Source organism: Pseudomonas sp. TE3911 (assembly GCF_054062775.1).
Map to the genome: position 1 here is coordinate 3,675,122 of NZ_JBSSFP010000001.1, position 25,190 is coordinate 3,700,311.

Consider the following 25,190-nt stretch of genomic DNA (forward strand, 5'->3'; position numbering starts at 1 on the left):
AAAGCCCTCCATGCAACCTACTCTGCGCAAAGGCATTACACTCACTGTCATATTGTTATTATTTCTAGCGTTCAACTTAGTTTGGATAGCGAAAATTCCTGATATTCGATGGGATCTTTCGCGACATAAGGTCCACACCCTCTCCCCACCCGCTAGACAATTACTTTCGTCGCTTGAGTCGCCAATGGACTTGTATTACTTCAATACCAATAACGACCCGAAACGAAGCTTCGCCCTAAAGCGCCACGGCAAGCACATAGAAGACCGGTTGCGGGAATACGAAAAAGCAGCGAAGGGTATGATCAATCTGCACCTTATTGATCCCGGATCTTTTTCAGAAGACGCCTACAAAGCCAGGCTTTTCGGTCTCGACGACCAGGCGGGATTTCTGGGGCTAATCGGCACCCGAGCCGGCCACGGAGCGCAACGTATTGAATCATTCAGCCTGGACCGGGAGCCATTGCTCGAATATGAAATCAGCCACCTGATCTATAAGTTGCAGTACCCAGACCGCCCCGTTATCGGACTATTGTCTGGTTTAGCGATGGGAGACTATGCAGGCCAGTTGGTGACGGAAATGCAGCGTCATTTCAACCTGGTCAATCTGGAGGCGACCACCGAGCGCATACCGGAACACGTCAAAACGCTTATGGTCGTGCGTCCTGAAGCGCTACCCGAACAATCGTTGTATGGGATTGAACAATTTGTGTTGAGGGGCGGTAAATTGATGATGTTTATCGACCCCATGCCTGAGCAAAGTTCGAACATCACGTCCGCCAATACCCGTCTGACAGAGGTGCTTTCCGCTTGGGGCGTAGAGATGCCAGCAGACAAGTTTCTAATCGACCACCGCTACGCGGAATCGGCGGCACCTGAGCTGGGTAAGCTCCCAGTGCAGTATCCGGGCAGATTGAAGCTGCCTCGGCAGGCAATGAACACGCACGACATCAGCACTTGGAAACTGAATACTGTGACGGTATCGAGCAGTGGTGCGCTTTTTCATCGCAAAAAAAGCGGCACCACCCTCACCCCGCTTCTGCAAAGTTCCGGGCAATCCAGGTTGCTGGAAACCAACCGATTTACCTCAGCACATGAGATCGACTCAACGGCCGATAACGCATCCACTCGGGCGCAACACCATGTGATTGCTGCTCGTATAGAGGGGCCAGCCTACTCAGCATTCCCCGATGGCATTAAGGAGCAGCCCGCAGGTTTGCAAAAAGCGGCACAGATCCATGTGGTGGTGGTGGCCGACACTGATTTGCTCACGGATCACATCAATAGCTCAGCGCCTGACAGCAACGCAGTCTTTATCTTAAATACGCTGGATAACCTGTCCGCAAGCGATTCACTGGCCAATATCCGCCCGCGCGCACCGATGGACAGATCGAAGAACATAATGGAGCGGATACGCGACAACGCCGAACAAGCCTACGAGCAGAAGGCGACTGAATTGGAACGGCGTCTGTTACGAACGGAACAGGAATGGCAAATGCTTAACCCACCGGCAGCCCCCCTCGGCTCCCAAGCAGTGGACACCACCCCCCAATTGGTGGCGCTCAACAAGGAGCGCCTGCGCTTACCCATGGAATTACACGCTTTGAGGGCTCAGACGCACGCTGAGGTGCATCGCCTGGAGCTCGCGATAAAGCTGTTCGTGACCTTGGCAATCCCGGGCGTGCTCTGTCTAGTCGCTTGGGTGGTTTTTGTAAGGAATAAACAGCGCCGATTACAGGCGAGTGTCGGACTCTCCTGAGCCCTCAACGCCTGGCAATCAGCCCCTGCCGGGCAATACGTGTGAGTTGACGAATCACTTCAGCCGCGTCGCTGGCACTGGGCGCCTGGATAACTGCCAGGTCGAAGCTATTACTCGCAAAACGGGCCAGGGAACCGCCATCTTCGACAAACTGGATCAGGAAAGCCGAAGGCCGCCCGGTGCGACGTGGCCAGCCGTCCAGGTAACGCAACAGCGTGGGCTGGTGCTTACCGCCCAAGAGGATTTTCGGATTGCGTTGAGTAAGGTCCGCAGTGATCGGAGCCAGGCGTATCAGGGGGCGTAGTGCATTCATAGTGTCGTGTCTCTGCCTCAAAAGTCTGCGGGCAGGTGAGAGGCAACACCGAACCAGCGCTTTAGCGGTATTTCGAAGCTGTTTCCTCAGGGGAGAACAGGCTTCTGTCGGGCTGCATCGAGTCCCAGTGGCGCCCCGCAATTAGCTGTTTAAATCGGCGCATGGGCAGCATCCTAGAGAAGCCGGATGGCCGATGTCAAGAATCCCGAGCAACGAAAAGGCCCGCACATGGCGGGCCTCTTCAGGTGTTGTAGCGGGGTCAGTTGGCTATTGCACGGTCGGCAGACAGTTTGCCGGCACCTTCCAGCAGCACTGCCACGGACCCGCCCAACAAGGCTAATGCGAACTCGTAACCGTTGTTGGCCATGAACAGACCGTTATGGATATGTACCGAGAAGATTGCCACCACCGACAGAATGGTCAGGCCCAACGCAGCAGGGCGTACCAGCAGACCGATGATCAGGGCCAGGCCGGCGAAAAACTCGGTTCCGCCCGACAGCAGCGCCATCAGGGTACCCGGCGCCAGGCCGATGCTTTCCATCCATTGGGCGGTGCCCGCCAAGCCGTAGCCGCCAAACCAACCGAAGAGTTTTTGCGAACCGTGGGCGGCGAAGATGATGCCAACAACAATGCGCAGGATGGTCAGACCGTAGCCGGCACGAGTGGACAGTAGGCTTTTGATCATTGGGCTCATGGAGTAAATCCTTTTCGAAGTAGGGGTTGGTTGGCCGCTATATTAATCAGTTTAAGCAATGATAAAAGCCGAAAAAATGCCTGATTAATATCGATAAAATCGATTACTTCCGTGAGGCAATTTTCGGTGCTGGCGGCTCCAGGGACTCACGCTCCCGATCGAACGCCAAGAAGTACTTGTTGACGCTATTAACATAGCTGACGCCGCCCATTCCCACCTGTTCCATGGCAATGCGCTCCACCTGGAAGAACCATTGGTTGGGGTTCAATCCCCGGCGCCGGGCCTCGGTGCGCATACCCTGCACGCGCTCCGGGCCCATGTTGTAGGCCGCGAGTACAAAAGCCATGCGTTCACGCTCGTTGAGCTTGGGGCTGGCGAAGAACTTGCGACGGATCAACGCCAGATAACGCGCGCCCGCCTGCACATTACTGTCGAGACTTTCGATATTGTTGACGCCCACCCGCTGGGCCGCTGAGGGTGTGATCTGCATCAAGCCGGTAGGACCACCGCTGTTGCGCGCGCCAGGATCGAAGGCGGATTCCTTGAAAGCCAGCGCTGCAAGGTTAAGCCAGTCCATGCCCTGCTCGCGGGCATGTTTTTGCAGCACTGGCCGCAGCTTTTCCAGGCGCTGGCGGTCGGCGCGGGCCAGTGGGTTGCGCACCTGGTAGAGGCGTCGATAAATACGTTGAAACGCCACGTCCTGGTCGGAAGGCGTGCGATAGGTCTTGAGAAATCGATCAATACTTGCACGCAGCATCGAAGCGTCCTGGCGAACAAACCAGTATTCATCGCCGGGTTCGCTGATGACGACTTGTTTGTCGAAGCGCAACTTGGGCAGGATCTTCGACCAGCGTTCGGCAATCGGTTTCTCGACAATGGTGAGATGGAAAATCCCCGCCTGCACCATTTCCAGAACGTCCTCCACTGCCAGGGTCGGGTCCACCCATTCCACCTTCACCGGTGGCTGCTTGTGCAGAGCCAGCTTCTGATTGACCTGGCTGATGGCATCCGCTGCCGCACTGCCAGTGGTCAGCGCCAGCGTTCGTCCTGACAGTTGCTCCAACTTGGTAAAACGCCGCTCTCCCTTCACCCCCACCAGCCACAACGGTACAGCGCTGGCAATCGGGCTACTGGTGCTGATTTTGTGAGCAGCTTTCACATCAAGCAACTCCCCAGGAGCAACCAGATCGCCTTCACCACGGGCCAGCGCGCCGAGCAATTGATCCTTGGCCTTGGGGATTATCTTGAGGTTTATTTCCTGGCCATCACGGGCGTGACCGTTGAGGTACTGCTCGAAGGCGCGTAGGCGGTGGTATTCAACACCGATGGCCTGGCCCTGCACCTCTCCGGAACTGTTGCGACTTTGGTTGACCAATACCCGAAGGGTGCGACTTGAACGAATCTCCGCCAAGTCACGGACCTTGCCAGGCTTGGTCACTTCCAGCGGCCCGTCCAGACGCGCAACCGCCGCCAAAGGCAACAGTAACGCCAGGCACAACATAAGCAACGCCGAGGGTCGGATCATCCGCTCTCCGGAAAGAATACTGGCCAACGCGCTCGCGAAAAACGACGCGGTGGAGGTCAGAAACAGAGCGCTTTATGCGCAGGCTTTGCGTGCAACGGTGGCACAGTGCAGGGCGTTCAGCCAAACACGATGTCACTTGCGACGTTCAAAGACAGCTATAACTCATTGTAGTTCTTCGTTTTTCTTATAAATCTACAGCTCTGATATGCTTTCCGGCCGCAGGCGGAGATAGCACCATGCAACTCATTGATATCGGCGTCAACCTGACCAACCCCAGTTTCGACGACAAGCACCAGGCCGTTCTCGACCGCGCCTACGCCGCCGGCGTGCAGCAATTGGTACTCACCGGCACCAGCGTCGACGGCAGCGAACAGGCTCTGGAACTGTGCGTCAACCTCGACGAAAGCGGCCAACGCCTGTTCAGCACCGCAGGCATCCACCCCCACTCCGCCAGCGACTGGAACGGCGACAGCGCCCAGCGTTTGCGCGGTTTACTCAGCGAAAGCCGCGTACGTGCCGTGGGCGAATGCGGCCTGGATTTCAACCGGGATTTCTCACCGCGCCCGCAACAGGAAAAAGTCCTGGAAGAACACCTGGCCCTGGCCGTCGAGCTAAAGCTCCCGGTATTTCTCCATGAGCGTGACGCTAACCAACGCCTGCTGGAGATCCTCAAGGACTACCGCGACCACCTCCCCGCCGCCGTAGTGCATTGCTTCACCGGCGAACAGGCGGCGCTGTTCAGCTACCTCGACCTCGATTTGCACATTGGCATCACCGGCTGGATATGCGACGAGCGCCGTGGGACGCACCTGCACCCACTCGTCAAAGAAATTCCCCGGGGCCGCCTGATGCTGGAAAGCGATGCGCCTTACCTGCTGCCGCGCACCCTGCGTCCCAAGCCGAAAAACGGTCGTAACGAACCGGCTTATCTGACGGAAGTACTGCGCGAAGTCGCCCTGCACCGCAACGAAAGCGCGCAAGACTTGGCCGACCACAGCACTGCCTGTTCACGCGCTTTTTTTGGGTTGCCGACCTTGGATTGATGCGGCGCATTGACCCATGTCAAAACCGGTTTTCTGAGTAGCGGCACAATAATGGCACCTTGCCAATGCTGTTTCCGCTATCAGAGAAAACCTTCCATGGGTGCCTGGCTTAGCAATATCTCGCTGAAGTACAAATTCTGGGCCGTCAACGCGGTCGCCTTCATCACCACACTGCTGCTGGTGCTGTACGCCGTGCAACTCGAACAACAAGCGCGCAGCACAGCCTCCCAGGTTTCGGCGCAGGCCCAGGGCCGATTGCTGGGGGCCTGGCCAACCAACCAGCCGCTCCCCAAGGACGCGCATTGGCTGACGTTTTCCCGAGGCCAAGTCCCACAGTTGGGCGATTTGGATCTGTCAGCCCTGAGCACCACCACCGGCTGGGTCGAACTCAATCACATGCCGCTGTTTGGCGAAAATCCATTGATAGGCGCTGAAGTCATTACACGGCCGGATGGGCAATACATTGGCGTACTTGCCTACGCGCCAAGCTTGAGCCAGGTCTTCAGTGACCGCTTCGCTAATTACGCTGTGGCTGTCGCAATCCTGATGCTTGTAATGCTTGGCGCTTCGCAACTGCTGATCCGCTTCCTGCTCAGTCAGCTCAACACGCTCAAGGATGTCATGCTGCACGTGGAGAAAACCGGCGACCTGTCGGCCCGCGTCCCCCTGGCCTGCAAGGATGAAGTCGGCCAGATGGCCAGCGCGTTCAATGCCATGCAGGCTGGCTACCAGCGAGTGGTCAGCACCGTGGCGCGCACCGCTCGGCAACTGGACGAAGGCGCTGCACGTCTGGCCAGCAGCATGAATGAGGTGCAGCACGGCATGCTCGGCCAGCAAAGCGAAACCGACCAGGCCGCCACGGCCATCAACGAGATGACCGCCACCGTCTACCACATCGCCCAACATGCTGGCGCCACGCGAGATTTGTCCCAATCCGCCGACACCCTCGCCGGTAGCGGCCAGGAAGTGGTGACTCGGGTAAGACACTCGATTGCCGGACTCTCCAGCGGCGTGCAACAAACTGCCGTAATGATCCAGAAGCTTGCTGAAGACAGCCAGAAAATCAACGGTGTGGTCAGCGTGATTCACAGCATCGCCGAACAGACCAACCTGCTCGCCCTCAACGCCGCTATCGAAGCCGCCCGCGCTGGAGAAATGGGCCGTGGCTTCGCAGTGGTCGCCGACGAAGTGCGCAATCTGGCCAAGCGCGTGCAAAGCTCCACCGACGAGATCACCCGTATGGTTTCAGCGCTGCAAGCCGGTACCCGCGACGCGGTGGACTTTATGCAGGAAAGCTCGTTCAAGGCCGACGACTGCGTGCAACAAGCCCAGGAAGCCGGTGCCGCACTCGCCGAAATCACCGGTGCCGTGGCGCAGATGCGTGAAAGCAACACTCAAATCGCCGTTGCCGCCGAACAGCAAAGCCATGTGGCCGAAGAGATGAACCGCGCAGTGGTCAGTATCCGCGATGTGACCGAGAACACCGTGCAACAAACCGTGGATTCGGCAACGACCAGCAATGAACTGGCGACGTTGGCAGGGGAGTTGAGCAAGGCGATTGGGCAATTGAAACTGTAGGACTGGCTATGAGCCCCATAGCGAGCCGCAATTCGCCCACGCGCCTGCCCCCACCTAAACTCTCTCCATGTTGTTTCAACGGACAGAGGAATCACCATCATGGGCAAACGTCATCCCAATTTCCCCGCCTGGCAATGGCGTAGCTACCCGCAGACGCACCAGCATCCAACGAACCTGGCCTTGAACCTGATCGCCGTGCCGCTGTTTATCGTTGGCTTTCTGTTGATCGTTTCTGGGGCCTTTAGTCTGAGCCTGGCCAGTTTCGCCGTTGGCGTAGTCGGCATTCTGGCCGGCCTGGCATTGCAGCGTCATGGTCAAAGCCTGGAAGCCCAGGTGAGTCAGCCGTTCAGTGACCGCAAACATGCGGTGAGCGCCTGGTAATTGAGCAGTTCGTGACCTCTGCGCGCGTTGTGTCAAGCAGTGGCGGGTGGCGCGCCTGGCGCCAGCGCCATCTGCACTGATGCTTAAGCGAATACCACAACAGTCTGGCGGCTGATAGCAATCAACTCGCCGGTAGGGCTCCACAGCGCAGCGGCAGCATGGCCGTAGCCGTCGCGGGCGTGTTCGATGTTGACGCAGTACTGGCACCAATCGAGGGTGGTCAGATCCTGCAACGGTTGGATGAATTCGATGGTCCAGGTCAGGGTGCTGCCCGGTGCCGGTTTCTTCAGGTGCGGCAGCAATGCCGGTGGCCAGGCGTCGACCAGGGCGAGGATATGCGCCTCGGTCAACGGCTCTACTTTCACATCCCCACGCAAGCGAACCCAGCCCCCCATTTCGCGGGACTTGTTACCGGTGAATGGCAGGCCGCCGACGCTCCAGCGCATTGCCAAGTGACGCATAAATTCAGGCGTCACGCCCTTGATATAGGGCAACTCCTGGCACTCGTCCCAGTGTTTGAACACCGGCGCCGCGTCGCTTGCCACATCTATCTCTGACTCACGGGATGCGCCAAAACTGGCTTGCACCAGGGTCGCCACTTCACCGTTCTGAACGACGCGGCCTAGCAACTGACTGACTGCCTTGCCTTCGCGCAACACTTCGACTTGATAACTGGCGGGCACATCGGGCGCCACCGGCCCCACGAAGGTTATGGCCAACGACCGCAATGGTCGATCCGCAGGCACTTGGGCACGCAGTGCTTCGTATTGCAAAGCGGCGACCAGCCCGCCAAACGTCGCGCGACCTTGGGCCCATTCAGCGGGGATGGTGACATCCAGCGGGTGGCTACGGGCAGCGTCGAGCAAATCACTAAAGCGCATGGCGACCTCAGGTCAAAGGAAACAGATGAGGGATCTTAACCATCGTGCAGGTGAGGTACAGCGCGTATTCCGGCCAAAAACCGGACCGATTCAGAAACAATCCGCGCTGAGCTTGTCCAGCACCCGATCCGCCTGTCCCTCGGCTTTTGCCATGGTTTTGTGCCATACCGCCACACACGGTTGCAGATCCGCTTGATGTTCAGCCTGGGCCAACCACTGCCAGCAGTCATGCCAATCGCCCAGGGCACCTTGGGCTTTCTTCAGGCGCGACATGGCATTGGCGGGCAGTTTGTCCAGTTCCGGATACGCCTCGGCCGCATAACGCACGCGCTTGATCAACAAACGCAGACGGTGGCGATCATGGCCGGGATCCTTGAGGGCTTCACCGAGGGTTTTCCATTGCTTGGCCAGCCGCTTCTCGATGCGCGAGCGCAGGCCTTTGAGCAATTTCTGATGTTGGGAGGCGCGAATAAAGCGTGGGAAAGCATCCAGAATCTGCAGCAAGTGCGCCAACTCCGGACTTTGCGCTACCTGGCGATACGCATCGGGCTGTAGGCGCAGACGCCGATCTGCCGCTTCGTGATGACCATGCTGATGCAGATAAGCAGCCAGCACTTCACGATCACGCAGGGGGGTGGTCAATCGGCCAACGGTGCTGGCAGCCAATTCGAGCTGTTCGACGCCTGGCAACCCACGCAAGGGTCGCAACAGGCTGCGCAGGCGCCGCACGGTGGTGCGCAAGTCATGCAGCGCTTCATCGTCGGTGACGGCGGCGAGGCGAGCCTGGCAGCTCAGCAACCCTACTTCCAGGCCAATGACCTGAGCGACTAACTGATCAACCAACGCTGACATCCTGCCCCCGCCTTTTGATGAAAAATCCTACTTGCTGCCCATGGCTCAACGCCCGGCGCGCGACTCACGAATATAGAACCGTGCCTTCTCAGCCTTGTTGGAGCAGCCTTCAAACGCTTCAAACTGTTGCTGTGTCTTCGCACCGGTCAAGAGGGACAACGCCTTGGAATAGCTGACGGTACCGGCGAACCCTTCGGCCTTGGCCAGGTCCAGTTCTTTCCAGGCAGCGTCCAATTGCGCGCCGCAACTATCGCGGTAAGCGGTTTTCCCGGCACAACCGGCCAGGGCCAACAGAATCACAGGCACACACATCCAGGCTTTCATCAATGACACCTCAAAATAAAGAAAAACAGTCGTACGGTTGTAGACGTTGCCTACAACAAAAAGTGCCTTGTCCTTAGCCTGAAATCGATAGTACCTATTGCCAGAGCATACCCGAGCCTACTCGCTATTCTGGAAAAATATTACGCAGTTCAGCGAAGATTGAAGCGGCCCCCTCAATGGGTGCATTGTGAGGACCTGCCGATCAAAGGATATGGACCATGAAGAAACGTGTTGCCTTGGTGCTGGGCTCCGGTGGAGCCCGGGGCTACGCCCATATCGGAGTGATCGAAGAAATTGAACGGCGCGGCTATGACATTGCCTGTATCGCTGGCTGTTCCATGGGCGCGGTGGTGGGTGGGATCTACGCCGCGGGCAAGCTGGACGAGTATCGAAACTGGATTGAAAGCCTTGATTACCTCGACGTGCTGCGTCTGGTGGACGTGAGTTTTCGCCTGGGAGCGATTCGTGGCGAGAAGGTCTTCGGACAGATCCGCAAGATCGTCGGCGAGATCAATATCGAGGAGCTGCGCATTCCCTACACGGCCGTGGCCACCGACCTCACCAACCAACAGGAAATCTGGTTTCAGGAAGGCTGTCTGCACCAGGCCATGCGCGCTTCGGCCGCAATTCCCAGCCTGTTCACCCCAGTGATGCAAGGTAACCGCATGCTGGTGGACGGCGGCCTGCTTAACCCACTGCCTATCGTGCCGGTGGTGTCGAGCCATTGCGACTTGATCATCGCAGTCAACCTCAACGCCACCAACCAGAAACACTACCAATTGCCGGTGATCCAACGTCCGCCGGCGTTCAAGAGCCGCTTCAACAGCTTGGCGAAATCACTCGGCTCGCACCTGCCGTTTCGTCGTAAGCAAGCCGAGCAGTTAATGAAGCTGGAGCAGGAAGCGTTGCAGGCCCAGGCGGCCGACATCAACCCTTGGCTGGATTCGGCTGAGCCCGAGTCCCAACAACCCGCCGCTGCGCCGGAAAAACCCGGGGCGCCGAAGTCGGCGACCGGTTCGTTCATCATTGATAACGTGGGGCCGGCGTCGTTGCTGGACCTGATCAACCAGAGTTTTGAAGTGATGCAGACGTCATTGGCTCAGTACAAAATTGCGGGCTATCCGCCGGATGTATTGATCAACGTGCCGAAGCGGGTGTGCCGGTTTTTCGAGTTCTACAAGGCGCCGGAGTTGATCGCTTTGGGGCGCGAAATTGCCAGCGATACGTTGGACCGCTATGAAAGTGAACAGCCCTGAGTGCTTCGACAGGCGCCAGACTCTAACCGCCTAACAACCGATACCCGACCCCCGCCTCGGTCACGATAAAGCGTGGCTGAGTCGGATCGTCCGCCAGTTTCTGGCGCAGATGGCCCACCACAATCCTCAGGTAGTGACTGTCCTCGGTATGGGTCGGCCCCCAGATATCCTTGAGCAGTTGCTGCTGGGTGATCACCCGTCCCGAGTGCCGCGCCAACTGCGCCAACACGGCATATTCCTTTCGAGTCAGCGCCACTTCGACACCGTCCAGCAGCACACGGCGATAGGCCAGATCGACCGTCAGCGGGCCGAAACTCAACGCCGCTTCCTGCGCCTCACCTGCGGGCGCCTGGCGCAGGAGCGCGCGAACCCTGGCGAGAAACTCCTGGATTCCAAAAGGCTTGGTCACATAGTCATTGGCGCCGCCGTCGAGGGCTTGGACCTTTTGCCCTTCGCTGGCGCGCACCGACAGCACCAATACCGGCACCGTCGACCACTCGCGAAACTCACGCAGCACTTGCTGGCCGTCCATGTCAGGCAAGCCTAGGTCGAGCACCAGCAAGTCCGGCTTGCTCAAGGCCGCCTGGGCCAAGCCTTCGTTTCCGGTGCCCGCCTCAATCACTTTGTAACCCTGAGAGGCCAGGCTGATGCGCAAGAACTTGCGGATCTGCGGTTCGTCATCAATGACCAAAATCGTCGCGGTCTGGCTCATGGTGTCCCATCAAAATCCGTGGAGAAAAGAGGGTAGCTCACGACTCAGGCTCCAGGCCAGGCTGTGCAGGCAATGGAAGGAACAAGGTGATGCAGGTACCGCGCCCTTCAATGCCATCGGCCACGCTGATATGCCCACCGTGCGCCCCGACCATCCCCTGGCAGATCGCCAAACCCAGGCCGGTGCCCTGCCCGCCCCGATCACCGCGCGCAGCGGTGTAGAACATATCGAAAATCTTCGCGCGCTCATCCTCGGGGATGCCCGGCCCCTCATCGGCTACCGCGAAAAACAGTTGCTTATCCGACACGCCGGCACTCAATTGCAAACGTCCCTGAGGGGGTGAAAAGCGTGCGGCGTTCTCCAGCACATTGACCAGCGCCTGTTCGATCAGCGCCGCATGCACATACAGCAACGGCAACTCAGGCGGCACCTCGGTGCTCACCTGCAATGGCGCCAGTACCGCACGCAAACGGCCAAGGGCGCTGCCGACGATATCGCCCGGCGACACCCAATCACGCGCCAGCTTGAGAGCGCCATGGCCCAAGCGAGTCATGTCCAACAGGTTCTGGATATAGCGATCGAGGCGCTCGGCTTCATCACGCGTGCCTTCCAGTAATTCGCGACGGTCCTCCAGGGGAATGGCTTCACCCAACGCCAGCAGGCTGTCGATACTGCCGCGCATGGACGTCAGCGGCGTACGCAAATCGTGAGACACCGACGCAAGCAAGGCACTGCGCAGTTGCTCGGTTTCGCCGTGCAGGCGTGCGGATTCTAGCTCCTGCGCCAACTGCGCACGGGCCAGGGCCTGGGCCAGAGGTTGACTCAGAGCAGTAAGCAAGCGGCGGCGCTGACCGCTCAACGCCTGGCCCGGTTTGGCACTGACACCGAGCAAGCCCAGCGGACCTTCCTCGCCCGACAACGGCCACCACCACCAGCGCCCAAACGGCAACGTGCCGGTGCCCATGCCCGCGGGTTGGTCATGTTGCCAGGCCCAATCGGCGGCGGCGCGTTCGGCTTCGCTGAAGGTCAGCGGGCCGCCGGTTTCGATCTTCCAACCACCCTGTCCATCGCGATTGACCAGGCACAGGTCCAGGTCGTTCCAACCTTCAAGGTGATGGGCCGCCGCGCTGACCACGGCCTGGCGGTCAGTGGCGGCGGTGAGTTTGCGTGACAGGTCAAGCAGCTCGCTGGTTTCCTCCTGGGTATCGCGCAACGCCTGCAACTGTCGACGCTGGCGCGCCGCGAGGTTGCCGGTGAGCGCTGCCATCAGCAGGAAGAACAGCAGGGTCAGCACATCTTCTTCACGCTGGATGGAGAAGGAAAAATTCGGCGGAATAAACAGGAAGTCGTAGGTCAGAAATGATAAAGCCGCGCAGACCAGGGACGGCCCCAGGCTACTGCGTACCGCGACCAGCAATACGGCAGCAAGAAACACCAGCGAGATATTCGGCAACGGCAACACACTGGACACCGCCCAGGCCACGCCGGCAGCAATCACCGTCGCCACCACTGCCAAAAAGTAGTCGAACCACACCAGCCCGCGCACCTGCGGCAAGCGCGGCGCCGCGGGAATATCGTCACTGTCGAGCACGTTGATTTCCAAGCCGCGCGCATTGCGCAGCAGACGCGCCGCCAGGCCTCCACCGAATAAACGACGGCGCCAGCGCATCCGTGACTGTCCCACCAGCACCAGGCTGGCGCGGCGTTCGGCGGCGTGCTGGATCAAGGTTTTGGCCACCTCCCCCGCCCGCAGCAACACGACTTCCCCGCCGAGACGTTCGGCCAATTGCTGGGCGTTTTGCAGGCGCAGACGCGACTGCTCATCCCGTGCCCGGCCGTTATCGATATGCACCAGGCTCCACGGCAAATGTCGACGCTGCGCCACACGACTGGCATGCCGCACCAGGCGTTCGGCCTGCGCGTCGCCATCCACACCCACCAACAAGCGGCCGCGCACCGCCGGCGCGGCCTGGCCGAGCTGGCGATAGCCCTGGGCCAAGTCGTCGTCGACATGGGCTGCGGCCGTCTGCATCGCCAGCTCGCGCAGGGCCATCAGGTTGGTCTGGGTGAAAAACGCATCGATGGCCGCACGGGCCTGTTCCGGAACATAGACTTTGCCGTCGCGCAGGCGCTCCAGCAGCTCGCGGGATGGCAGGTCGATCAGCAGCAGTTCGTCGGCTTCTTGCAGTACCCAGTCCGGCAGCGTTTCACGCACCTGCACGCCGGTGATCCCGCGCACTTGGTCGTTGAGGCTTTCCAAGTGCTGAACGTTGACCGTGGTAAACACATTGATGCCCGCAGCGAGCAGTTCCTGAATATCTTGCCAGCGCTTTTCATGGCGGCTGCCGGGCGCGTTGCTGTGGGCCAGTTCGTCCACCAGCACCAGCTTGGGCTTGGCGGCGAGCAGGCCGTCGAGGTCCATTTCTTCGAGCATCACACCGCGATATTCGCTGCGCAGCAACGGTTGCTGTGGCAGGCCGGCGAGCAAGGCTTCGGTCTCGGCGCGGCCGTGGGTTTCCACCACACCGGCGACCAACTTGACGCCTTGGCGCAGTTGGGTGTGGGCCGCCTGCAGCATGGCGTAGGTCTTGCCTACGCCGGGTGCGGCACCGAGGAAGACTTTGAGCCGGCCACGACCATTACGGGGTAGATCGGCTAGCAGGGCATCGGCGCGGCCGGAGTCGCTCATGCGGGCAGTGTCCTTCAGGTGATGATGTAATCGGGCAAGTGAAGATCAACTGTGGGATCAGAGTTTTTCCAGCGCCATGTTCAGCGCCAGTACATTCACTACCGGTGGCCCCACCAATGGGCTTTCGATGTGCTCATCCAACAGCCGTTGCAAGGTCGACACCGGCACATTCCGCGCCGCCGCTACCCGCACCAGTTGATAGGCAATCGCCTGGGGTGGCAAGTGTGGATCAAGACCGCTGCCAGAGGTAGTCAGCGAGGCCAAAGGTACCGGGCCCTGACCTGGCACCAGCTGTTTATTTGCGTCATCGAATACGCGGGTGGCTAACGCTGGGTTACTCGGGCCAAGGTTACTGGCGCTGCTGGACACCGTCGCAAAGGCGCCCGCCGATGGACGCGGGTGAAACCAGCTGTCGCCGGTAAAATCCTGGGCGATCAGGCTGGACCCGCGCACCTTACCATCGGCGTCGCGTACCAGGCTGCCGTTGGCCTGATCGGGGAATGCCACCTGGGCGACGCCGGTCACCACCAATGGGTAGGCGACGCCGGTGATCAGGGTCATGAGCACTAAAAGGCTCAGGGCTGGACGGATGATGTTGGACATTTCAGGTTCCTCAATTCGTTGGATACAGCGACCTTGGTCGCAGTGGGGCTGCTTCGCAGCCCTGCGCGGGGCAAGCCCGCTCACTACAAGGTCTGGCTTATACGAGGTGCAGGGCGGTCAACAGCATGTCGATGGCCTTGATACCCACGAACGGCACCAACAACCCACCCAAGCCATAGATCAACAGGTTGCGCCGCAGCAACGCCGCTGCACTCGCTGCCTGCACGCGCACACCGCGCAATGCCAACGGGATCAACACCACGATGATCAACGCGTTAAACACAATGGCCGACAGGATCGCGCTCTGCGGACTCTGCAAGTGCATGACGTTGAGCACGCCGAGTTGCGGATAGATCGAGGCAAACAGCGCCGGCAGAATCGCAAAGTATTTGGCCACATCGTTGGCGATTGAAAAGGTGGTCAGCGCGCCACGGGTCACCAGCAATTCCTTGCCGATCTGCACCACGTCCAGCAGCTTGGTAGGGTCGCTGTCGAGGTCGACCATGTTGGCGGCCTCACGGGCGGCTTGAGTGCCGTCGTTCATCGCCATGCCCACGTCGGCCTGCGCCAGTGCCGGGGCGTCGTTGGCGCCGTCGCCGCACATTGCCACCAGGCGCCCGTCGTTCTGCTCATGACGGATACGTGCGAGTTTTTTCTCTGGCGTGGCTTCGGCCAGCACGTCATCCACGCCCGCCTCAGCGGCAATCGCAGCAGCCGTCAGCGGGTTGTCGCCAGTGACCATCACGGTGCGGATGCCCAGTTTGCGCAGCTCGGCGAAACGTTCGCGGATGCCGGGCTTGACCACGTCCTTCAAATGAATCGCACCAAGCAGCTTGCCATCGGCGCACACCAGCAAAGGCGTGCCGCCGCTCTGGGCGATCTTGTCGATTTCCCGCGACAGCGCAGGTGCAAGGTCCTGACGCTGCTGGCCGATAAATGCCAGCAGCGAATCCACCGCGCCTTTGCGGTACACGCGGCCCTGGTAGTCAACGCCGGACAAGCGGGTTTCAGCGCTGAACGGCACGGCGGTCAACTCGTCCTGGGAAGGCTCGGCCTGAGGGTGCAAGGCGCGCAGGTATTCAACGATGGATTTGCCTTCCGCCGTGTCGTCCGCCAGGGACGCGAACAGCGCGCCTTCGGCCACCTCGCGACCGCTGACGCCGGGCGCCGCGACCACCGCCGCACACCGGCGATTACCAAAGGTGATGGTGCCGGTCTTGTCCAACAGCAACACATGTACGTCCCCGGCGGCTTCCACCGCGCGGCCAGACTTGGCGATCACATTGAGGCGTACCAGGCGGTCCATGCCGGCAATGCCGATGGCCGACAACAAGCCGCCAATGGTCGTGGGAATCAGCGTCACAAGCAGTGCGACCAGAAACACCAAAGGCAAGCTGCCATTGGCGAAGTGGGCGAACGGCTGCAACGTTACGACCACCAGCAGGAAGATCAGCGTCAGGCCGATCAGCAGGATATCCAGCGCGACTTCATTGGGGGTCTTCTGGCGCTTGGCGCCTTCTACCAAGGCAATCATGCGGTCCAGGGTGGACTCACCGGGGTTGGCGGTGATGCGGATCATCAGCCAGTCCGAGACCAGCCGGGTGTTGCCGGTAACGGCCGAGCGGTCGCCGCCAGACTCACGGATCACCGGGGCGGATTCGCCAGTGATCGCCGCTTCGTTAACCGCCGCGATGCCTTCGATCACCTCGCCGTCACCGGGGATCATTTCCCCTGCGGCAACCCGCACCACATCACCCTTACGCAGGCTGGTGGCCGGCACGACCTTGAAGCTGCCATCGGCTTCCTTGCGCCGTGCACTCAGACCTTCACTGCCTGCCTTGAGGCTGTCGGCGCGAGCCTTGCCTCGCCCTTCGGCCAAGGCTTCGGCGAAGTTGGCGAACAGAACGGTGAACCACAACCACACGGCGATCTGCACGGCAACGAAGGTCGGCACGGAAGTGTCGGGCACGAAGCACAGCACCGTGGTGAGGATCGCAGTCAGTTCGACCACCAGCATCACCGGCGAGCGTTTCAGTTCGCGCGGGTCCAGCTTGACGAACGCCTGGACCAGCGCCGGGCGCCACAGAGCAGAGATAGCGGTTTTGGCAGGCTCCTGGGGTTTGACCGGGGCCGCGTTTTTTGCAGGCATATTCATGTTCATATCCCTTCTCAGAAGCCCATGCTCAAGTGTTCAGCGATAGGACCCAGCGCCAGCGTCGGCAGGAAAGTCAGGCCGCCCACCAGCAAGATGGTTACGGTCAACAGAGTCACGAACAGCGGGCCGTGGGTGGGGAAGCTGTTCTGGCCAATCGGTGCGCTCTTTTTCATCGCCAGGCTGCCGGCCAGGGCCAGTACCGGCAGGATGTAGCCAAAGCGACCGATCAGCATGCCCAGGCCGAGCATCAGGTTATGGAACGGCGTGTTGGCACTGAAGCCGCCAAACGCAGAGCCGTTGTTGGCACTGGCGGAGGTGTAGGCATAAAGCAACTGGCTGAAGCCATGGGGACCAGGGTTGCTGATAGCGCCGGCCGGGCCTGGCAGGCTGGCGGCAATGGCGCCGAGCACGAGCACGCCGACTGGCATCACCAGCAAGGTCACGACGAGCAACTGTACTTCCTTGGCCTGGAGTTTCTTGCCCAGGTATTCCGGCGTACGGCCGATCATCAAGCCAGCCAGGAACACCGCGATCAACACGTTAAGCAACATCCCGTACATACCGGCGCCGACGCCGCCAAAGATCACTTCGCCGACCATCATGTTGACCAGCGCCACCATCCCGCTGAGGGGGCTGAGGCTGTCCTGCATGCCGTTGACCGAACCGTTGGACGCCGCGGTGGTGGTCACTGACCACAGCACCGTGCCAGTGGTGCCGAAGCGCGCTTCCTTGCCTTCCAGCGGCGCTGTTTGCTCTACGGCCGGGTTGTTCAGGGTCGGATTGGGCTGATACTCGGACCACAGTGAAGTCGCGCCGCCGATCAGGAACAGCGCCAGCATGCAGCCAAGAATGGCGCGGCTTTGGCGCAGGTCTTTGACGTAATGACCGAAGGTGAATACCAACGCCACCGGAATCAGGATGATGGACGCCACCTCAAACAGGTTGGCCCAGGCAGTCGGGTCTTCAAAGGGATGCGCCGAGTTGACGCCGAAAAAACCACCGCCGTTGGTGCCCAATTGCTTGATTGCAATCTGGCTGGCCGCCGGGCCCAGGGGGATCACCTGATCCACGCCTTGCATCGTCACGGCATCAACGTAATGGGCGAACGTCTGCGGCACGCCCTGCCACACCAGGAACAACGCCAGCACCAGGCACAACGGCAACAGGCCGTAGAGGGTAGCGCGGGTCATATCGACCCAGAAATTCCCCAATGTCTGGGCAGATTTGCGACCGATCCCACGGCACAAAGCGACCAGGACTGCCAGCCCAGTGGCCGCACTGACGAAGTTCTGCACCGTCAGGCCAGCCATCTGGCTGAGGTAGCTCAGTGACGCCTCACCGCTGTAGGACTGCCAGTTGGTGTTGGTCATGAAACTGACCGCAGTGTTGAAGGCCAGCGTCCACTCCTGCCCCGGCAATTTCTGCGGATTGAGCGGGAGATAGTCCTGGAACATCAGGATCGCGAACAACAGCAGGAAACCCGCGAGGTTGAATGCGAGCAACGCCAGCATGTACTTCTGCCAGCTCTGCTCCTGCTGCGCGTCGACACCCGACAGGCGATAACAGGCTTTTTCGACAGGCCCGAGCACCGGGCTCAGCCACGTGCGCTGGCCTTCCATCACCTTGTAGTAGAACCGCCCCAGGAACGGTGCCGGCACCAATACCACGGCAAAGAAGGCGATGATCAGCCAATAGTCATAACTGTGCATGGCCAGCTCCTAGTTCCGATCCGCGCGTAACAGCGCAACCAGCAGATAAATAAACAGCGCCACGGCCAATAGCAGTGACACTCCGTCCAGAACACTCATGGAAGTCTCTCCGTTCAGCGGCGAGTGCCGCGTGTGGGGCAATTGTCCGCAGGAGTGGCGTAAAGGAACGAGTGCGAGGGTGCGGGCGGGGCGTAAAGAAGGCGTAAAGAGTGGCTTTATGCGGGGTTTACACTGCGGGTTTCCAGCGTCTGGGCGGGCGCTATCCGGAGCAAGCCCCCTCCCACACTTGACCGAGTTGTCATGCCGAGCGCCAGTCAACCTGTGGGAGGGGCTTGCTCCCGATAGCGTCGGCACCGTCACCGCCGCACCTATCTGGTGCAACACCGGCAAATTTCAAACGCCAAACCATCCCCCAGACGACAGTTGCACGCCTTTACGACAATGATTCTCAAGCTGGCATGGCCGCTGCAACACCTTGAATCATTCCAAACCGTTCAGGGAGCAACACATGAACACACAACTCAAACCCACCCTAGGCACCCTGCATTTATGGGGCATTGCCGTCGGGCTGGTGATCTCCGGTGAATACTTCGGCTGGAGCTATGGCTGGGGCGTGGCCGGAACCTTGGGCTTCCTGGTGACCTCGTTGATGGTCGCCGCAATGTACACCTGCTTTATCTTCAGTTTCACCGAGCTGACCACCGCGATTCCCCATGCTGGCGGACCGTTTGCCTACAGCCGTCGTGCATTTGGGGAGAAAGGCGGTTTAATCGCCGGTCTTGCCACGCTGATCGAATTTGTCTTCGCGCCGCCTGCCATTGCCTTGGCCATCGGCGCTTATCTGAATGTGCAGTTCCCTGCGCTGGACCCGAAGCACGCTGCCGTCGGTGCCTATATCGTGTTCATGGGCCTGAACATCCTTGGCGTGAAACTCGCCGCGACCTTTGAGCTGGTGGTGTGCGTGCTCGCCGTCGCAGAGCTGCTGGTGTTTATGGGCGTGGTCGCCCCGGCATTCAGCTTCAGTAATTTCGCCCTGAATGGATGGGCCGGTTCCGATACCTTTGGCGCCCCAGCGATTGCCGGGATGTTTGCCGCAATTCCGTTTGCGATCTGGTTCTTCCTTGCCATCGAAGGCGCAGCCATGGCGGCTGAAGAAGCGAAGGATCCGAAGCGCACCATTCCGAAGGCCTACATCAGCGGCATCCTGACCTTGGTGATCCTGGCCATGGGCGTGATGTTCTTTGCCGGCGGCGTGGGTGACTGGCGCACCCTGTCGAACATCAACGACCCGCTGCCGCAGGCCATGAAAACCGTGGTGGGCGAAAGCTCCGGCTGGTTGCACATGCTGGTGTGGATCGGCCTGTTTGGCCTGGTAGCGAGCTTCCACGGCATTATCCTGGGCTACTCGCGCCAGTTCTTCGCCCTGGCTCGCGCCGGTTACTTACCGTCTTTCCTCGCCAAACTGTCGCGTTTTCAGACACCGCACCGGGCCATCATCGCCGGCGGTGTGGTCGGCATCGCCGCCATCTACAGCGACGGTCTGATCAACCTGGGCGGCATGACTCTGACTGCAGCGATGATCACCATGGCGGTTTTCGGCGCCATCGTCATGTACATCATGAGCATGCTCAGCCTATTCAAACTGCGTAAAACCGAACCGCTGCTGGAACGCACCTTCCGCGCGCCGGGTTACCCGATCGTGCCAGGCATTGCGTTGGTGCTGGCGGTGGTGTGCCTGGTGGCCATGGCGTGGTTCAACACACTCATCGGGTTGATCTTCCTGGGCTTTATGGCGGTGGGTTTCATCTACTTCCAACTGACCGCACAAGACCGTGCCGATGCGCCAGCGGACGCAATGTTGACTGGGCTCTAAGGTTTACGAGGCAGAACGGGCTTACACTGAACTACTCAGAAAGCCCGTAACTCAAAGCAGTTATTACCGTGGGAAAATTCTCCCACAGCAATCTGCCTCAAGGAGAGCCTTATGCCGTGGTATGCGTGGTTGATTATGGTGGTCGCGATTGGGTCGATCGTCGGTGGGCTGATGATGCTGCGAGACAGCGCCAACAAGGTGGAACTCACCGACGAGCAACGCAAACGCGTGGCCGAACGCAACGCCCAGGCGGACGCCAAGGATTCGCAGGATCGCTAGTTAGGCTTACTCCCAATCCGCCTTGGCAATATGCAACCCGTGCTGCCCCTTGTAGGCAGCACGCTCCGGCTGGCTCCAGCCGCTCAGCAATTGATCCTCCAACTTGTAGATCTCGACGCCCAGCGGACGACATACCGTCAGCGGATCCTGTGCGTCCGGCCCCCACATCGGCAGCGACAGATCTCCACCCGGGCAGGTCGACAGTGCACACAGCAAATCAATCTCGGCAAAGAACTCCAGGTAATCACCCTTCTGCGCCGGACACGCCTTCATGAAGTACATGTCGTCGTGATTCAGGCCGGTGCACTGGAAAATATTCAACACGTCATGCACGTCGAATTCCGTAAGACCGTGGGGCAGCACCGCGCGAGTGAGGTTCGAATGGCAGTGGTGATGGAAATCCTCACCGGTCAGCATCCGGTTCACGTAGGGATCGCAGCGCGTGCCGAGTAAGTCGTGGAGGCGCCCGCCGTGCTCGTCGATACCATAACTGGCCAGGCTGTCATCGGTGATGGTCACCAACGGTCGCAGAAACGGCAGGTTCGACCACAGTCGGTCATGGGTGCTGACATGGGCGCCCTGTAATTGGCGGGTGCGCGCAGCCCAAAGACGTTCCCGCGGGTCGTGGGCGTTCCAGACATTAAAGTCACCCACCTGCGGGCCCACTGGCGTAGTAACGCGAAACACATGCCCCGCCGGCACCTTCCAGGCCCTGCCTGTTCGAATAGGCACCTCAAACTGTTCGATCAAGGTGCGTTGATCCGCCCGGTCACGAATGCGCTCGTAAAACGCCGTGTCGACCTGCAGCGCCGAGCCTTTGCTGACCTGATAAGCGGCCGGATAATCTTTGTACATGGTGCAAATCCTCGATCAGGGGTGGGTAAACAACGCCAACGACAGGCGTTCGGAATCTTCCAGGTACAGGCTCATCGCCTCCCCTGCCGCGGGTTTATTCGCCTGGACCAATAACGCGTAAATCTCGCGGTCACGCTCAAGCCAAGGTGACTGAAAACGCTGCTCATCGGGCGCCGCACAAAACACGAGGCGTAGCTGGGCGATGACCCGGGCGAAAAACTCATCGAACAAGGGGCTGCGCATCAACCCGACGATGTGCTGATGGAACAACAAACTGTGGGTGGCCACGGCACGCCAATCTTCGCGCTCACGGGCCAGGGTGGTGGCGTCGATGGCGTTTTGCATGCGTTCAGATTGATCGTCCGTCAACGCTTTGCTTTGTGCGATGGCCTGCAATTCCAGTGTGCGGCGGACAACAAACAGATCACGAACTTCCTCCCGCTCCAATCGCCGGACCATCACACCCTTGTTGCGCACATAACGGGTCAAGCCCTCCTGCCCCAAACGGTGGAGGGCTTCGCGAATCGTATTGCGCGACGCACTGTAGGCCGTGACCAGATCCGCCTCGACCAGGGCCATACCCGGCAACAACCGACCGCTGATGATGTCGGCACGCAGCTCCAAAGCAATCTGGTCTGCTAAAGACATATTGGGTGTCATCATCGCCTCATGATTGTTGAACAATCTTCTGTCTGGAGGTAATCACGTTTCATGCCAACCTCCAGAACGGGCGATCTGGGTATAAAAAGTTAAGGTTGGTTAAAATGCCAGCCTGTGGCTGGGGCCGCCTTATACGTTATTTACAACACCACAAAACCCAAACTCACCCATGCATCATCAAGGAAGCGCCCGGCCTTCACAGATCAGCTGCGGACCTGGACGCCCATCGCGACAACCTGTTCAGTCAGCAAAGACCGCTGGATGCATTTGTCGACAACTACCTGTCGGAACGGCACATGTCCTCCCCCGGACCACGGCTTCCCGCTGCCAACAATGTTTTCCGAGATAGATCTGAGCGACCAGCCCAGTGCGATAACGAACCCTATCGACGTAAGACTTGAGCAAATTGAAACGGCGCTGGGAGATGGGTGTTGCGGCGCAGAGAGGCTGGGGAAGATGTCGACACTGGTAGGCGCATAAGTCCTTGCCAGGAGTGTCGAAGACCCGCAATTGCTGAGGTGGAACATAGACGTGGTGCGGGGGAACGTGAAGCGCGGAACTCACAGAAGAAGGAGGCCGATCAATGACCGGCCCCTTGGGGTTTAGTTGATCACCAGCCTGTCGCGGTTCTTCTCCAACAGCGCCTTGCCGATACCCTTCACTTCCAGCAACTCATCCACCGCCGTGAATGGGCCATTGCTTTCGCGGTAGGCGATGATTGCCTTGGCTTTGGCAGCGCCAATACCGAACAGATCCCGACGCAGGGTCTCGGCGTCTGCGGCGTTAAGGTTGACCTTGGCGGATTGCTCGGCCTTGTCCATCTGCGCGCTGATAGGGGTTGGGGCTTCAGGCTTGATGGAAGGGGCTGCGGTGCTGGCGACGGAGAGGGTTGTAAGAACGGCGAAAATCAGCGAAGAGATGTAGGTGTTCTGCATTGGTGACGCTCCATGACATCGTTGAAAGAAAAGCAGCTTTTCCGAAGCTGCTTTTCAAACGTAGGTGATGTTGGAAATTCGTCAAAAACGGTTGAGTAACAGAGTATTAAATCAAGGCTCCAGACGGCGTTGCTGGTAAATCCAATCGACGATCTCTCCGTCTGGGGAGTAGCCGCTGACGGTGTCGCGCAGGAGTTGACGGACGCGGGCGTAGTCGTCTTGATCCACGGCAGCCAATAAGTCCGAGAGCTTGCCTTTAAGCACTTCCCAAGACAGATGATCTTCGTTGGCGCTCATGATCATGGGGTGTTGAGTGGCGACCACGTTGTCGCCGATGAGTAACTCTTCGTAAAGCTTTTCGCCGGGGCGCAGGCCGGTGAACTCGATCGAGATGTCACCTTGAGGGTTCTCGTCAGAACGCACACTGAGCCCGGATAGATGCACCATCTTTTTTGCGAGCTCGACAATTTTCACCGGCTCGCCCATGTCCAACACGAATACATCCCCACCCTGCCCCATGGACCCAGCTTGAATGACCAGTTGGGCCGCCTCCGGGATCGTCATGAAATACCGCGTGATTTTCGGATGGGTAACCGTCAGGGGACCACCGGATTTGATCTGTTTGTGAAACAACGGAATGACTGAGCCCGAGGAGCCCAGCACGTTGCCGAAGCGAACCATAGTGAAGCGGGTTTTGTTGACGCGGGAGATATTCGCCTTATCGCCGAACAATACCGGGGCGAGTTCTCGACTCAGGGCTTGCAGCGTCAATTCCGCCAGCCGTTTGGTGCTCCCCATGATGTTAGTTGGACGTACGGCCTTGTCAGTCGAAATCAATACAAAGTTGGCCACACCAGACTGAAGTGCAGCTTGCGCCGTATTGAGCGTGCCAATGACATTGTTCAACACGCCTTCAGCGATATTGTGCTCTACCATCGGCACATGCTTGTAAGCAGCTGCATGATAGACAGTGTCTACATGCCAGGTTTTCATAACATCGAGCAACTTGCCTTGGTTACGTACTGAACCGAGTATCGGCAAAAGTTTTACCGGCAAAGATTCGCGAGTAATACGTTGTTCCAACTCAGACAAAATGGTGTACAGGTTAAATTCGCTATGGTCGAACAATAATAACGTCGTAGGTTTGAGGGATATAATCTGCCGGCAGAGTTCTGAACCAATTGACCCACCTGCCCCCGTAACCAGTACAACTTGACTTTTAATACAGTGTTCAAGCAGTTCGCCTTGGGCTGGGATTGCATCACGTCCTAGCAAGTCTGCAATATCGACCTCCTGGATATCGTCGACCTTGACGCGTCCGCTGGCCAGATCCATGAAGCCGGGAACACTGCGAACGTGCAGAGGGAAACCTTCAAGAAAGGACAGGATTTCACGCCGCCGACCACGATTGGACGAGGGGATGGCCAAGAGAATTTCCTGAACACCTGTCGCGTCGATCATTTGTTGAATATGCCGGGGTTTATAAACATGCAAACCCGAGATAACACGATCAGAAATCCCGGGATCGTCGTCGATAAACGCCACAGGACGCATAACACGCCCCATGCGCAATGCGGCGACCAATTGGTTACCGGCAGACCCAGCACCGTAGATAGCGACTTTGATCAAGCCGTCATCACGATTTGTAAACGGCACATGCTGGGTGGCGGTGAACCAATCCCCAAGGAAATATTGACGCATCCCCAGGCGCAGGCCGCCAATCATGATCAGGCTTAGCCACCAATAATTGAAAACAATCGAACGCGGGACGACGTTCTGATGGTTGCTATACCAGTAAACCACCAGCGCCAGGATCAACGATGACAGGCTGACTGCTTTGATGATCGCGATCAGCGCATCATTACCGAAATAACGCATAACCGCCCGGTACATACCGAATCGCACAAACAAGGGAATGGCAACGATAGGTGCAGCAATGAACAGCCATAAATGCTGTCTAACCGGATTGATCATCTCGTCGATGCCCAGGCGCACGACAAAAGCCATCCACAACGCGGCCCACACCACCACGATGTCAGTCAGCACCTGTAGAACGCGCTTATAACGCCTTGGTAGGCCAAGTAGCAGCGTGCGCAGCCGATCCATCCTTACTCTCC

22 protein-coding genes and 1 pseudogene are annotated in these 25,190 nt (G+C 59.0%); 7 read left to right on the forward strand and 16 right to left on the reverse strand.

The genetic code is table 11. The annotated features are described in order from the left end of the window. The first annotated feature begins 10 nt into the window (after positions 1 to 10). The gene (locus ACVWXD_RS16635) at positions 11 to 1,756 is read left to right on the forward strand and encodes a Gldg family protein (protein ID WP_260366594.1); all 1,746 of its coding nucleotides are present in this window, start codon (positions 11 to 13) and stop codon (positions 1,754 to 1,756) included. A 4-nt stretch (positions 1,757 to 1,760) separates the two neighbouring features. On the opposite strand, the gene ACVWXD_RS16640 is transcribed toward ACVWXD_RS16635, so the two are convergent. From ACVWXD_RS16640 to ACVWXD_RS16650, 3 genes are all read right to left on the reverse strand, one after another. After that, the gene (locus ACVWXD_RS16640; protein WP_032888977.1) at positions 1,761 to 2,069 is read right to left on the reverse strand and encodes a hypothetical protein; all 309 of its coding nucleotides are present in this window, start codon (positions 2,067 to 2,069) and stop codon (positions 1,761 to 1,763) included. Between the two features lie 259 nt (positions 2,070 to 2,328). Then, positions 2,329 to 2,763 carry a DoxX family protein gene (locus tag ACVWXD_RS16645; RefSeq protein WP_032888975.1) on the reverse strand — a complete coding sequence of 145 codons (435 nt, stop codon included), beginning with the start codon at positions 2,761 to 2,763 and terminating at the stop codon, positions 2,329 to 2,331. 103 nt (positions 2,764 to 2,866) lie between these two features. Beyond that, a complete protein-coding gene (locus ACVWXD_RS16650; RefSeq protein WP_032888973.1) occupies positions 2,867 to 4,288 on the reverse strand; it encodes an MltF family protein in 1,422 nt (473 codons plus the stop codon). Between the two features lie 236 nt (positions 4,289 to 4,524). Between ACVWXD_RS16650 and ACVWXD_RS16655 the strand changes: the two genes are divergently transcribed. The 3 genes and pseudogenes from ACVWXD_RS16655 to ACVWXD_RS16665 all read left to right on the forward strand — a co-directional run bounded on the left by ACVWXD_RS16655 (position 4,525) and on the right by ACVWXD_RS16665 (position 7,370). Beyond that, positions 4,525 to 5,331, forward strand: a complete 807-nt coding sequence (locus tag ACVWXD_RS16655) for a TatD family hydrolase (protein WP_122752689.1) — start codon at positions 4,525 to 4,527, stop codon at positions 5,329 to 5,331. 96 nt (positions 5,332 to 5,427) lie between these two features. Then, a complete protein-coding gene (locus ACVWXD_RS16660) occupies positions 5,428 to 6,909 on the forward strand; it encodes a methyl-accepting chemotaxis protein (RefSeq protein WP_122680135.1) in 1,482 nt (493 codons plus the stop codon). Between the two features lie 99 nt (positions 6,910 to 7,008). Further along, positions 7,009 to 7,370, forward strand: a pseudogene (locus ACVWXD_RS16665) (terminase). 3 nt (positions 7,371 to 7,373) lie between these two features. On the opposite strand, the gene ACVWXD_RS16670 reads toward ACVWXD_RS16665, so the two are convergent. The 3 genes from ACVWXD_RS16670 to ACVWXD_RS16680 all read right to left on the reverse strand — a co-directional run bounded on the left by ACVWXD_RS16670 (position 7,374) and on the right by ACVWXD_RS16680 (position 9,347). Next, entirely contained in the window at positions 7,374 to 8,171 is a 798-nt protein-coding gene (locus ACVWXD_RS16670) for an acyl-CoA thioesterase (RefSeq protein WP_457371190.1), read from the reverse strand. A 90-nt stretch (positions 8,172 to 8,261) separates the two neighbouring features. Further along, a complete protein-coding gene (locus ACVWXD_RS16675) occupies positions 8,262 to 9,023 on the reverse strand; it encodes a CHAD domain-containing protein (protein ID WP_095184210.1) in 762 nt (253 codons plus the stop codon). 45 nt (positions 9,024 to 9,068) lie between these two features. After that, positions 9,069 to 9,347 (reverse strand): hypothetical protein, encoded by a 279-nt coding sequence (locus ACVWXD_RS16680; RefSeq protein ID WP_032888964.1) that lies wholly within the window; start codon positions 9,345 to 9,347, stop codon positions 9,069 to 9,071. Positions 9,348 to 9,565: 218 nt separating this feature from the next. Here ACVWXD_RS16680 and ACVWXD_RS16685 point away from each other — a divergent pair, with 218 nt between their 5' ends. After that, positions 9,566 to 10,603 (forward strand): patatin-like phospholipase family protein, encoded by a 1,038-nt coding sequence (locus tag ACVWXD_RS16685; RefSeq protein WP_181643558.1) that lies wholly within the window; start codon positions 9,566 to 9,568, stop codon positions 10,601 to 10,603. 22 nt (positions 10,604 to 10,625) lie between these two features. Here the strand turns inward: ACVWXD_RS16685 and ACVWXD_RS16690 are convergent, their stop codons facing one another. The 6 genes from ACVWXD_RS16690 to kdpF all read right to left on the reverse strand — a co-directional run bounded on the left by ACVWXD_RS16690 (position 10,626) and on the right by kdpF (position 18,570). Next, positions 10,626 to 11,315 carry a response regulator gene (locus ACVWXD_RS16690; protein WP_032888961.1) on the reverse strand — a complete coding sequence of 230 codons (690 nt, stop codon included), beginning with the start codon at positions 11,313 to 11,315 and terminating at the stop codon, positions 10,626 to 10,628. Between the two features lie 37 nt (positions 11,316 to 11,352). Then, positions 11,353 to 14,004: a sensor histidine kinase gene (locus tag ACVWXD_RS16695; protein ID WP_181639708.1), complete on the reverse strand. Its 2,652-nt coding sequence runs from the start codon at positions 14,002 to 14,004 to the stop codon at positions 11,353 to 11,355. Positions 14,005 to 14,061: 57 nt separating this feature from the next. Further along, on the reverse strand, positions 14,062 to 14,607 hold the full coding sequence (kdpC, locus tag ACVWXD_RS16700; protein ID WP_095184208.1) for a potassium-transporting ATPase subunit KdpC: 546 nt from the start codon (positions 14,605 to 14,607) through the stop codon (positions 14,062 to 14,064). 97 nt (positions 14,608 to 14,704) lie between these two features. Further along, positions 14,705 to 16,762 (reverse strand): potassium-transporting ATPase subunit KdpB, encoded by a 2,058-nt coding sequence (gene kdpB, locus ACVWXD_RS16705; RefSeq protein ID WP_177326448.1) that lies wholly within the window; start codon positions 16,760 to 16,762, stop codon positions 14,705 to 14,707. A 14-nt stretch (positions 16,763 to 16,776) separates the two neighbouring features. Further along, the gene (gene kdpA, locus ACVWXD_RS16710; protein ID WP_032888953.1) at positions 16,777 to 18,471 is read right to left on the reverse strand and encodes a potassium-transporting ATPase subunit KdpA; all 1,695 of its coding nucleotides are present in this window, start codon (positions 18,469 to 18,471) and stop codon (positions 16,777 to 16,779) included. A gap of 9 nt (positions 18,472 to 18,480) precedes the next feature. Beyond that, positions 18,481 to 18,570: a K(+)-transporting ATPase subunit F gene (gene kdpF, locus ACVWXD_RS16715; protein ID WP_003218754.1), complete on the reverse strand. Its 90-nt coding sequence runs from the start codon at positions 18,568 to 18,570 to the stop codon at positions 18,481 to 18,483. Between the two features lie 409 nt (positions 18,571 to 18,979). On the opposite strand from kdpF, the gene eat reads away from it, so the two are divergent. Both eat and ACVWXD_RS16725 read left to right on the forward strand, forming a co-directional pair. Beyond that, positions 18,980 to 20,344 carry an ethanolamine permease gene (gene eat / locus ACVWXD_RS16720; RefSeq protein ID WP_095184207.1) on the forward strand — a complete coding sequence of 455 codons (1,365 nt, stop codon included), beginning with the start codon at positions 18,980 to 18,982 and terminating at the stop codon, positions 20,342 to 20,344. A 111-nt stretch (positions 20,345 to 20,455) separates the two neighbouring features. Next, a complete protein-coding gene (locus tag ACVWXD_RS16725; RefSeq protein ID WP_081797766.1) occupies positions 20,456 to 20,623 on the forward strand; it encodes a DUF2897 family protein in 168 nt (55 codons plus the stop codon). 6 nt (positions 20,624 to 20,629) lie between these two features. On the opposite strand, the gene ACVWXD_RS16730 is transcribed toward ACVWXD_RS16725, so the two are convergent. From ACVWXD_RS16730 to ACVWXD_RS16745, 4 genes are all read right to left on the reverse strand, one after another. Beyond that, on the reverse strand, positions 20,630 to 21,478 hold the full coding sequence (locus ACVWXD_RS16730) for an urea carboxylase-associated family protein (protein ID WP_095184206.1): 849 nt from the start codon (positions 21,476 to 21,478) through the stop codon (positions 20,630 to 20,632). Between the two features lie 15 nt (positions 21,479 to 21,493). After that, positions 21,494 to 22,138: a GntR family transcriptional regulator gene (locus tag ACVWXD_RS16735; RefSeq protein WP_099601447.1), complete on the reverse strand. Its 645-nt coding sequence runs from the start codon at positions 22,136 to 22,138 to the stop codon at positions 21,494 to 21,496. Positions 22,139 to 22,740: 602 nt separating this feature from the next. Next, on the reverse strand, positions 22,741 to 23,073 hold the full coding sequence (locus tag ACVWXD_RS16740; RefSeq protein WP_457371191.1) for a ComEA family DNA-binding protein: 333 nt from the start codon (positions 23,071 to 23,073) through the stop codon (positions 22,741 to 22,743). Between the two features lie 111 nt (positions 23,074 to 23,184). Next, the gene (locus ACVWXD_RS16745; RefSeq protein ID WP_032888943.1) at positions 23,185 to 25,179 is read right to left on the reverse strand and encodes a polysaccharide biosynthesis protein; all 1,995 of its coding nucleotides are present in this window, start codon (positions 25,177 to 25,179) and stop codon (positions 23,185 to 23,187) included. Between the last annotated feature and the right edge of the window lie 11 nt (positions 25,180 to 25,190).

What these genes read in the sequence shown, in the direction of transcription:
- ACVWXD_RS16655 (WP_122752689.1), top strand. Translation starts at nt 4,525, where the DNA reads ATGCAACTCATTGATATCGGCGTCAACCTGACCAACCCCAGTTTCGAC.
- ACVWXD_RS16660 (WP_122680135.1), top strand. Translation starts at nt 5,428, where the DNA reads ATGGGTGCCTGGCTTAGCAATATCTCGCTGAAGTACAAATTCTGGGCC.
- ACVWXD_RS16675 (WP_095184210.1), bottom strand. Translation starts at nt 9,023, where the DNA reads ATGTCAGCGTTGGTTGATCAGTTAGTCGCTCAGGTCATTGGCCTGGAA.
- ACVWXD_RS16725 (WP_081797766.1), top strand. Translation starts at nt 20,456, where the DNA reads ATGCCGTGGTATGCGTGGTTGATTATGGTGGTCGCGATTGGGTCGATC.
- ACVWXD_RS16640 (WP_032888977.1), bottom strand. Translation starts at nt 2,069, where the DNA reads ATGAATGCACTACGCCCCCTGATACGCCTGGCTCCGATCACTGCGGAC.
- ACVWXD_RS16690 (WP_032888961.1), bottom strand. Translation starts at nt 11,315, where the DNA reads ATGAGCCAGACCGCGACGATTTTGGTCATTGATGACGAACCGCAGATC.
- kdpA (WP_032888953.1), bottom strand. Translation starts at nt 18,471, where the DNA reads ATGCACAGTTATGACTATTGGCTGATCATCGCCTTCTTTGCCGTGGTA.
- kdpB (WP_177326448.1), bottom strand. Translation starts at nt 16,762, where the DNA reads ATGAATATGCCTGCAAAAAACGCGGCCCCGGTCAAACCCCAGGAGCCT.
- ACVWXD_RS16695 (WP_181639708.1), bottom strand. Translation starts at nt 14,004, where the DNA reads ATGAGCGACTCCGGCCGCGCCGATGCCCTGCTAGCCGATCTACCCCGT.
- ACVWXD_RS16635 (WP_260366594.1), top strand. Translation starts at nt 11, where the DNA reads ATGCAACCTACTCTGCGCAAAGGCATTACACTCACTGTCATATTGTTA.
- ACVWXD_RS16650 (WP_032888973.1), bottom strand. Translation starts at nt 4,288, where the DNA reads ATGATCCGACCCTCGGCGTTGCTTATGTTGTGCCTGGCGTTACTGTTG.
- ACVWXD_RS16735 (WP_099601447.1), bottom strand. Translation starts at nt 22,138, where the DNA reads ATGACACCCAATATGTCTTTAGCAGACCAGATTGCTTTGGAGCTGCGT.
- eat (WP_095184207.1), top strand. Translation starts at nt 18,980, where the DNA reads ATGAACACACAACTCAAACCCACCCTAGGCACCCTGCATTTATGGGGC.
- ACVWXD_RS16730 (WP_095184206.1), bottom strand. Translation starts at nt 21,478, where the DNA reads ATGTACAAAGATTATCCGGCCGCTTATCAGGTCAGCAAAGGCTCGGCG.
- ACVWXD_RS16685 (WP_181643558.1), top strand. Translation starts at nt 9,566, where the DNA reads ATGAAGAAACGTGTTGCCTTGGTGCTGGGCTCCGGTGGAGCCCGGGGC.
- ACVWXD_RS16740 (WP_457371191.1), bottom strand. Translation starts at nt 23,073, where the DNA reads ATGCAGAACACCTACATCTCTTCGCTGATTTTCGCCGTTCTTACAACC.
- ACVWXD_RS16670 (WP_457371190.1), bottom strand. Translation starts at nt 8,171, where the DNA reads ATGCGCTTTAGTGATTTGCTCGACGCTGCCCGTAGCCACCCGCTGGAT.
- kdpF (WP_003218754.1), bottom strand. Translation starts at nt 18,570, where the DNA reads ATGAGTGTTCTGGACGGAGTGTCACTGCTATTGGCCGTGGCGCTGTTT.
- kdpC (WP_095184208.1), bottom strand. Translation starts at nt 14,607, where the DNA reads ATGTCCAACATCATCCGTCCAGCCCTGAGCCTTTTAGTGCTCATGACC.
- ACVWXD_RS16680 (WP_032888964.1), bottom strand. Translation starts at nt 9,347, where the DNA reads ATGAAAGCCTGGATGTGTGTGCCTGTGATTCTGTTGGCCCTGGCCGGT.
- ACVWXD_RS16645 (WP_032888975.1), bottom strand. Translation starts at nt 2,763, where the DNA reads ATGAGCCCAATGATCAAAAGCCTACTGTCCACTCGTGCCGGCTACGGT.
- ACVWXD_RS16745 (WP_032888943.1), bottom strand. Translation starts at nt 25,179, where the DNA reads ATGGATCGGCTGCGCACGCTGCTACTTGGCCTACCAAGGCGTTATAAG.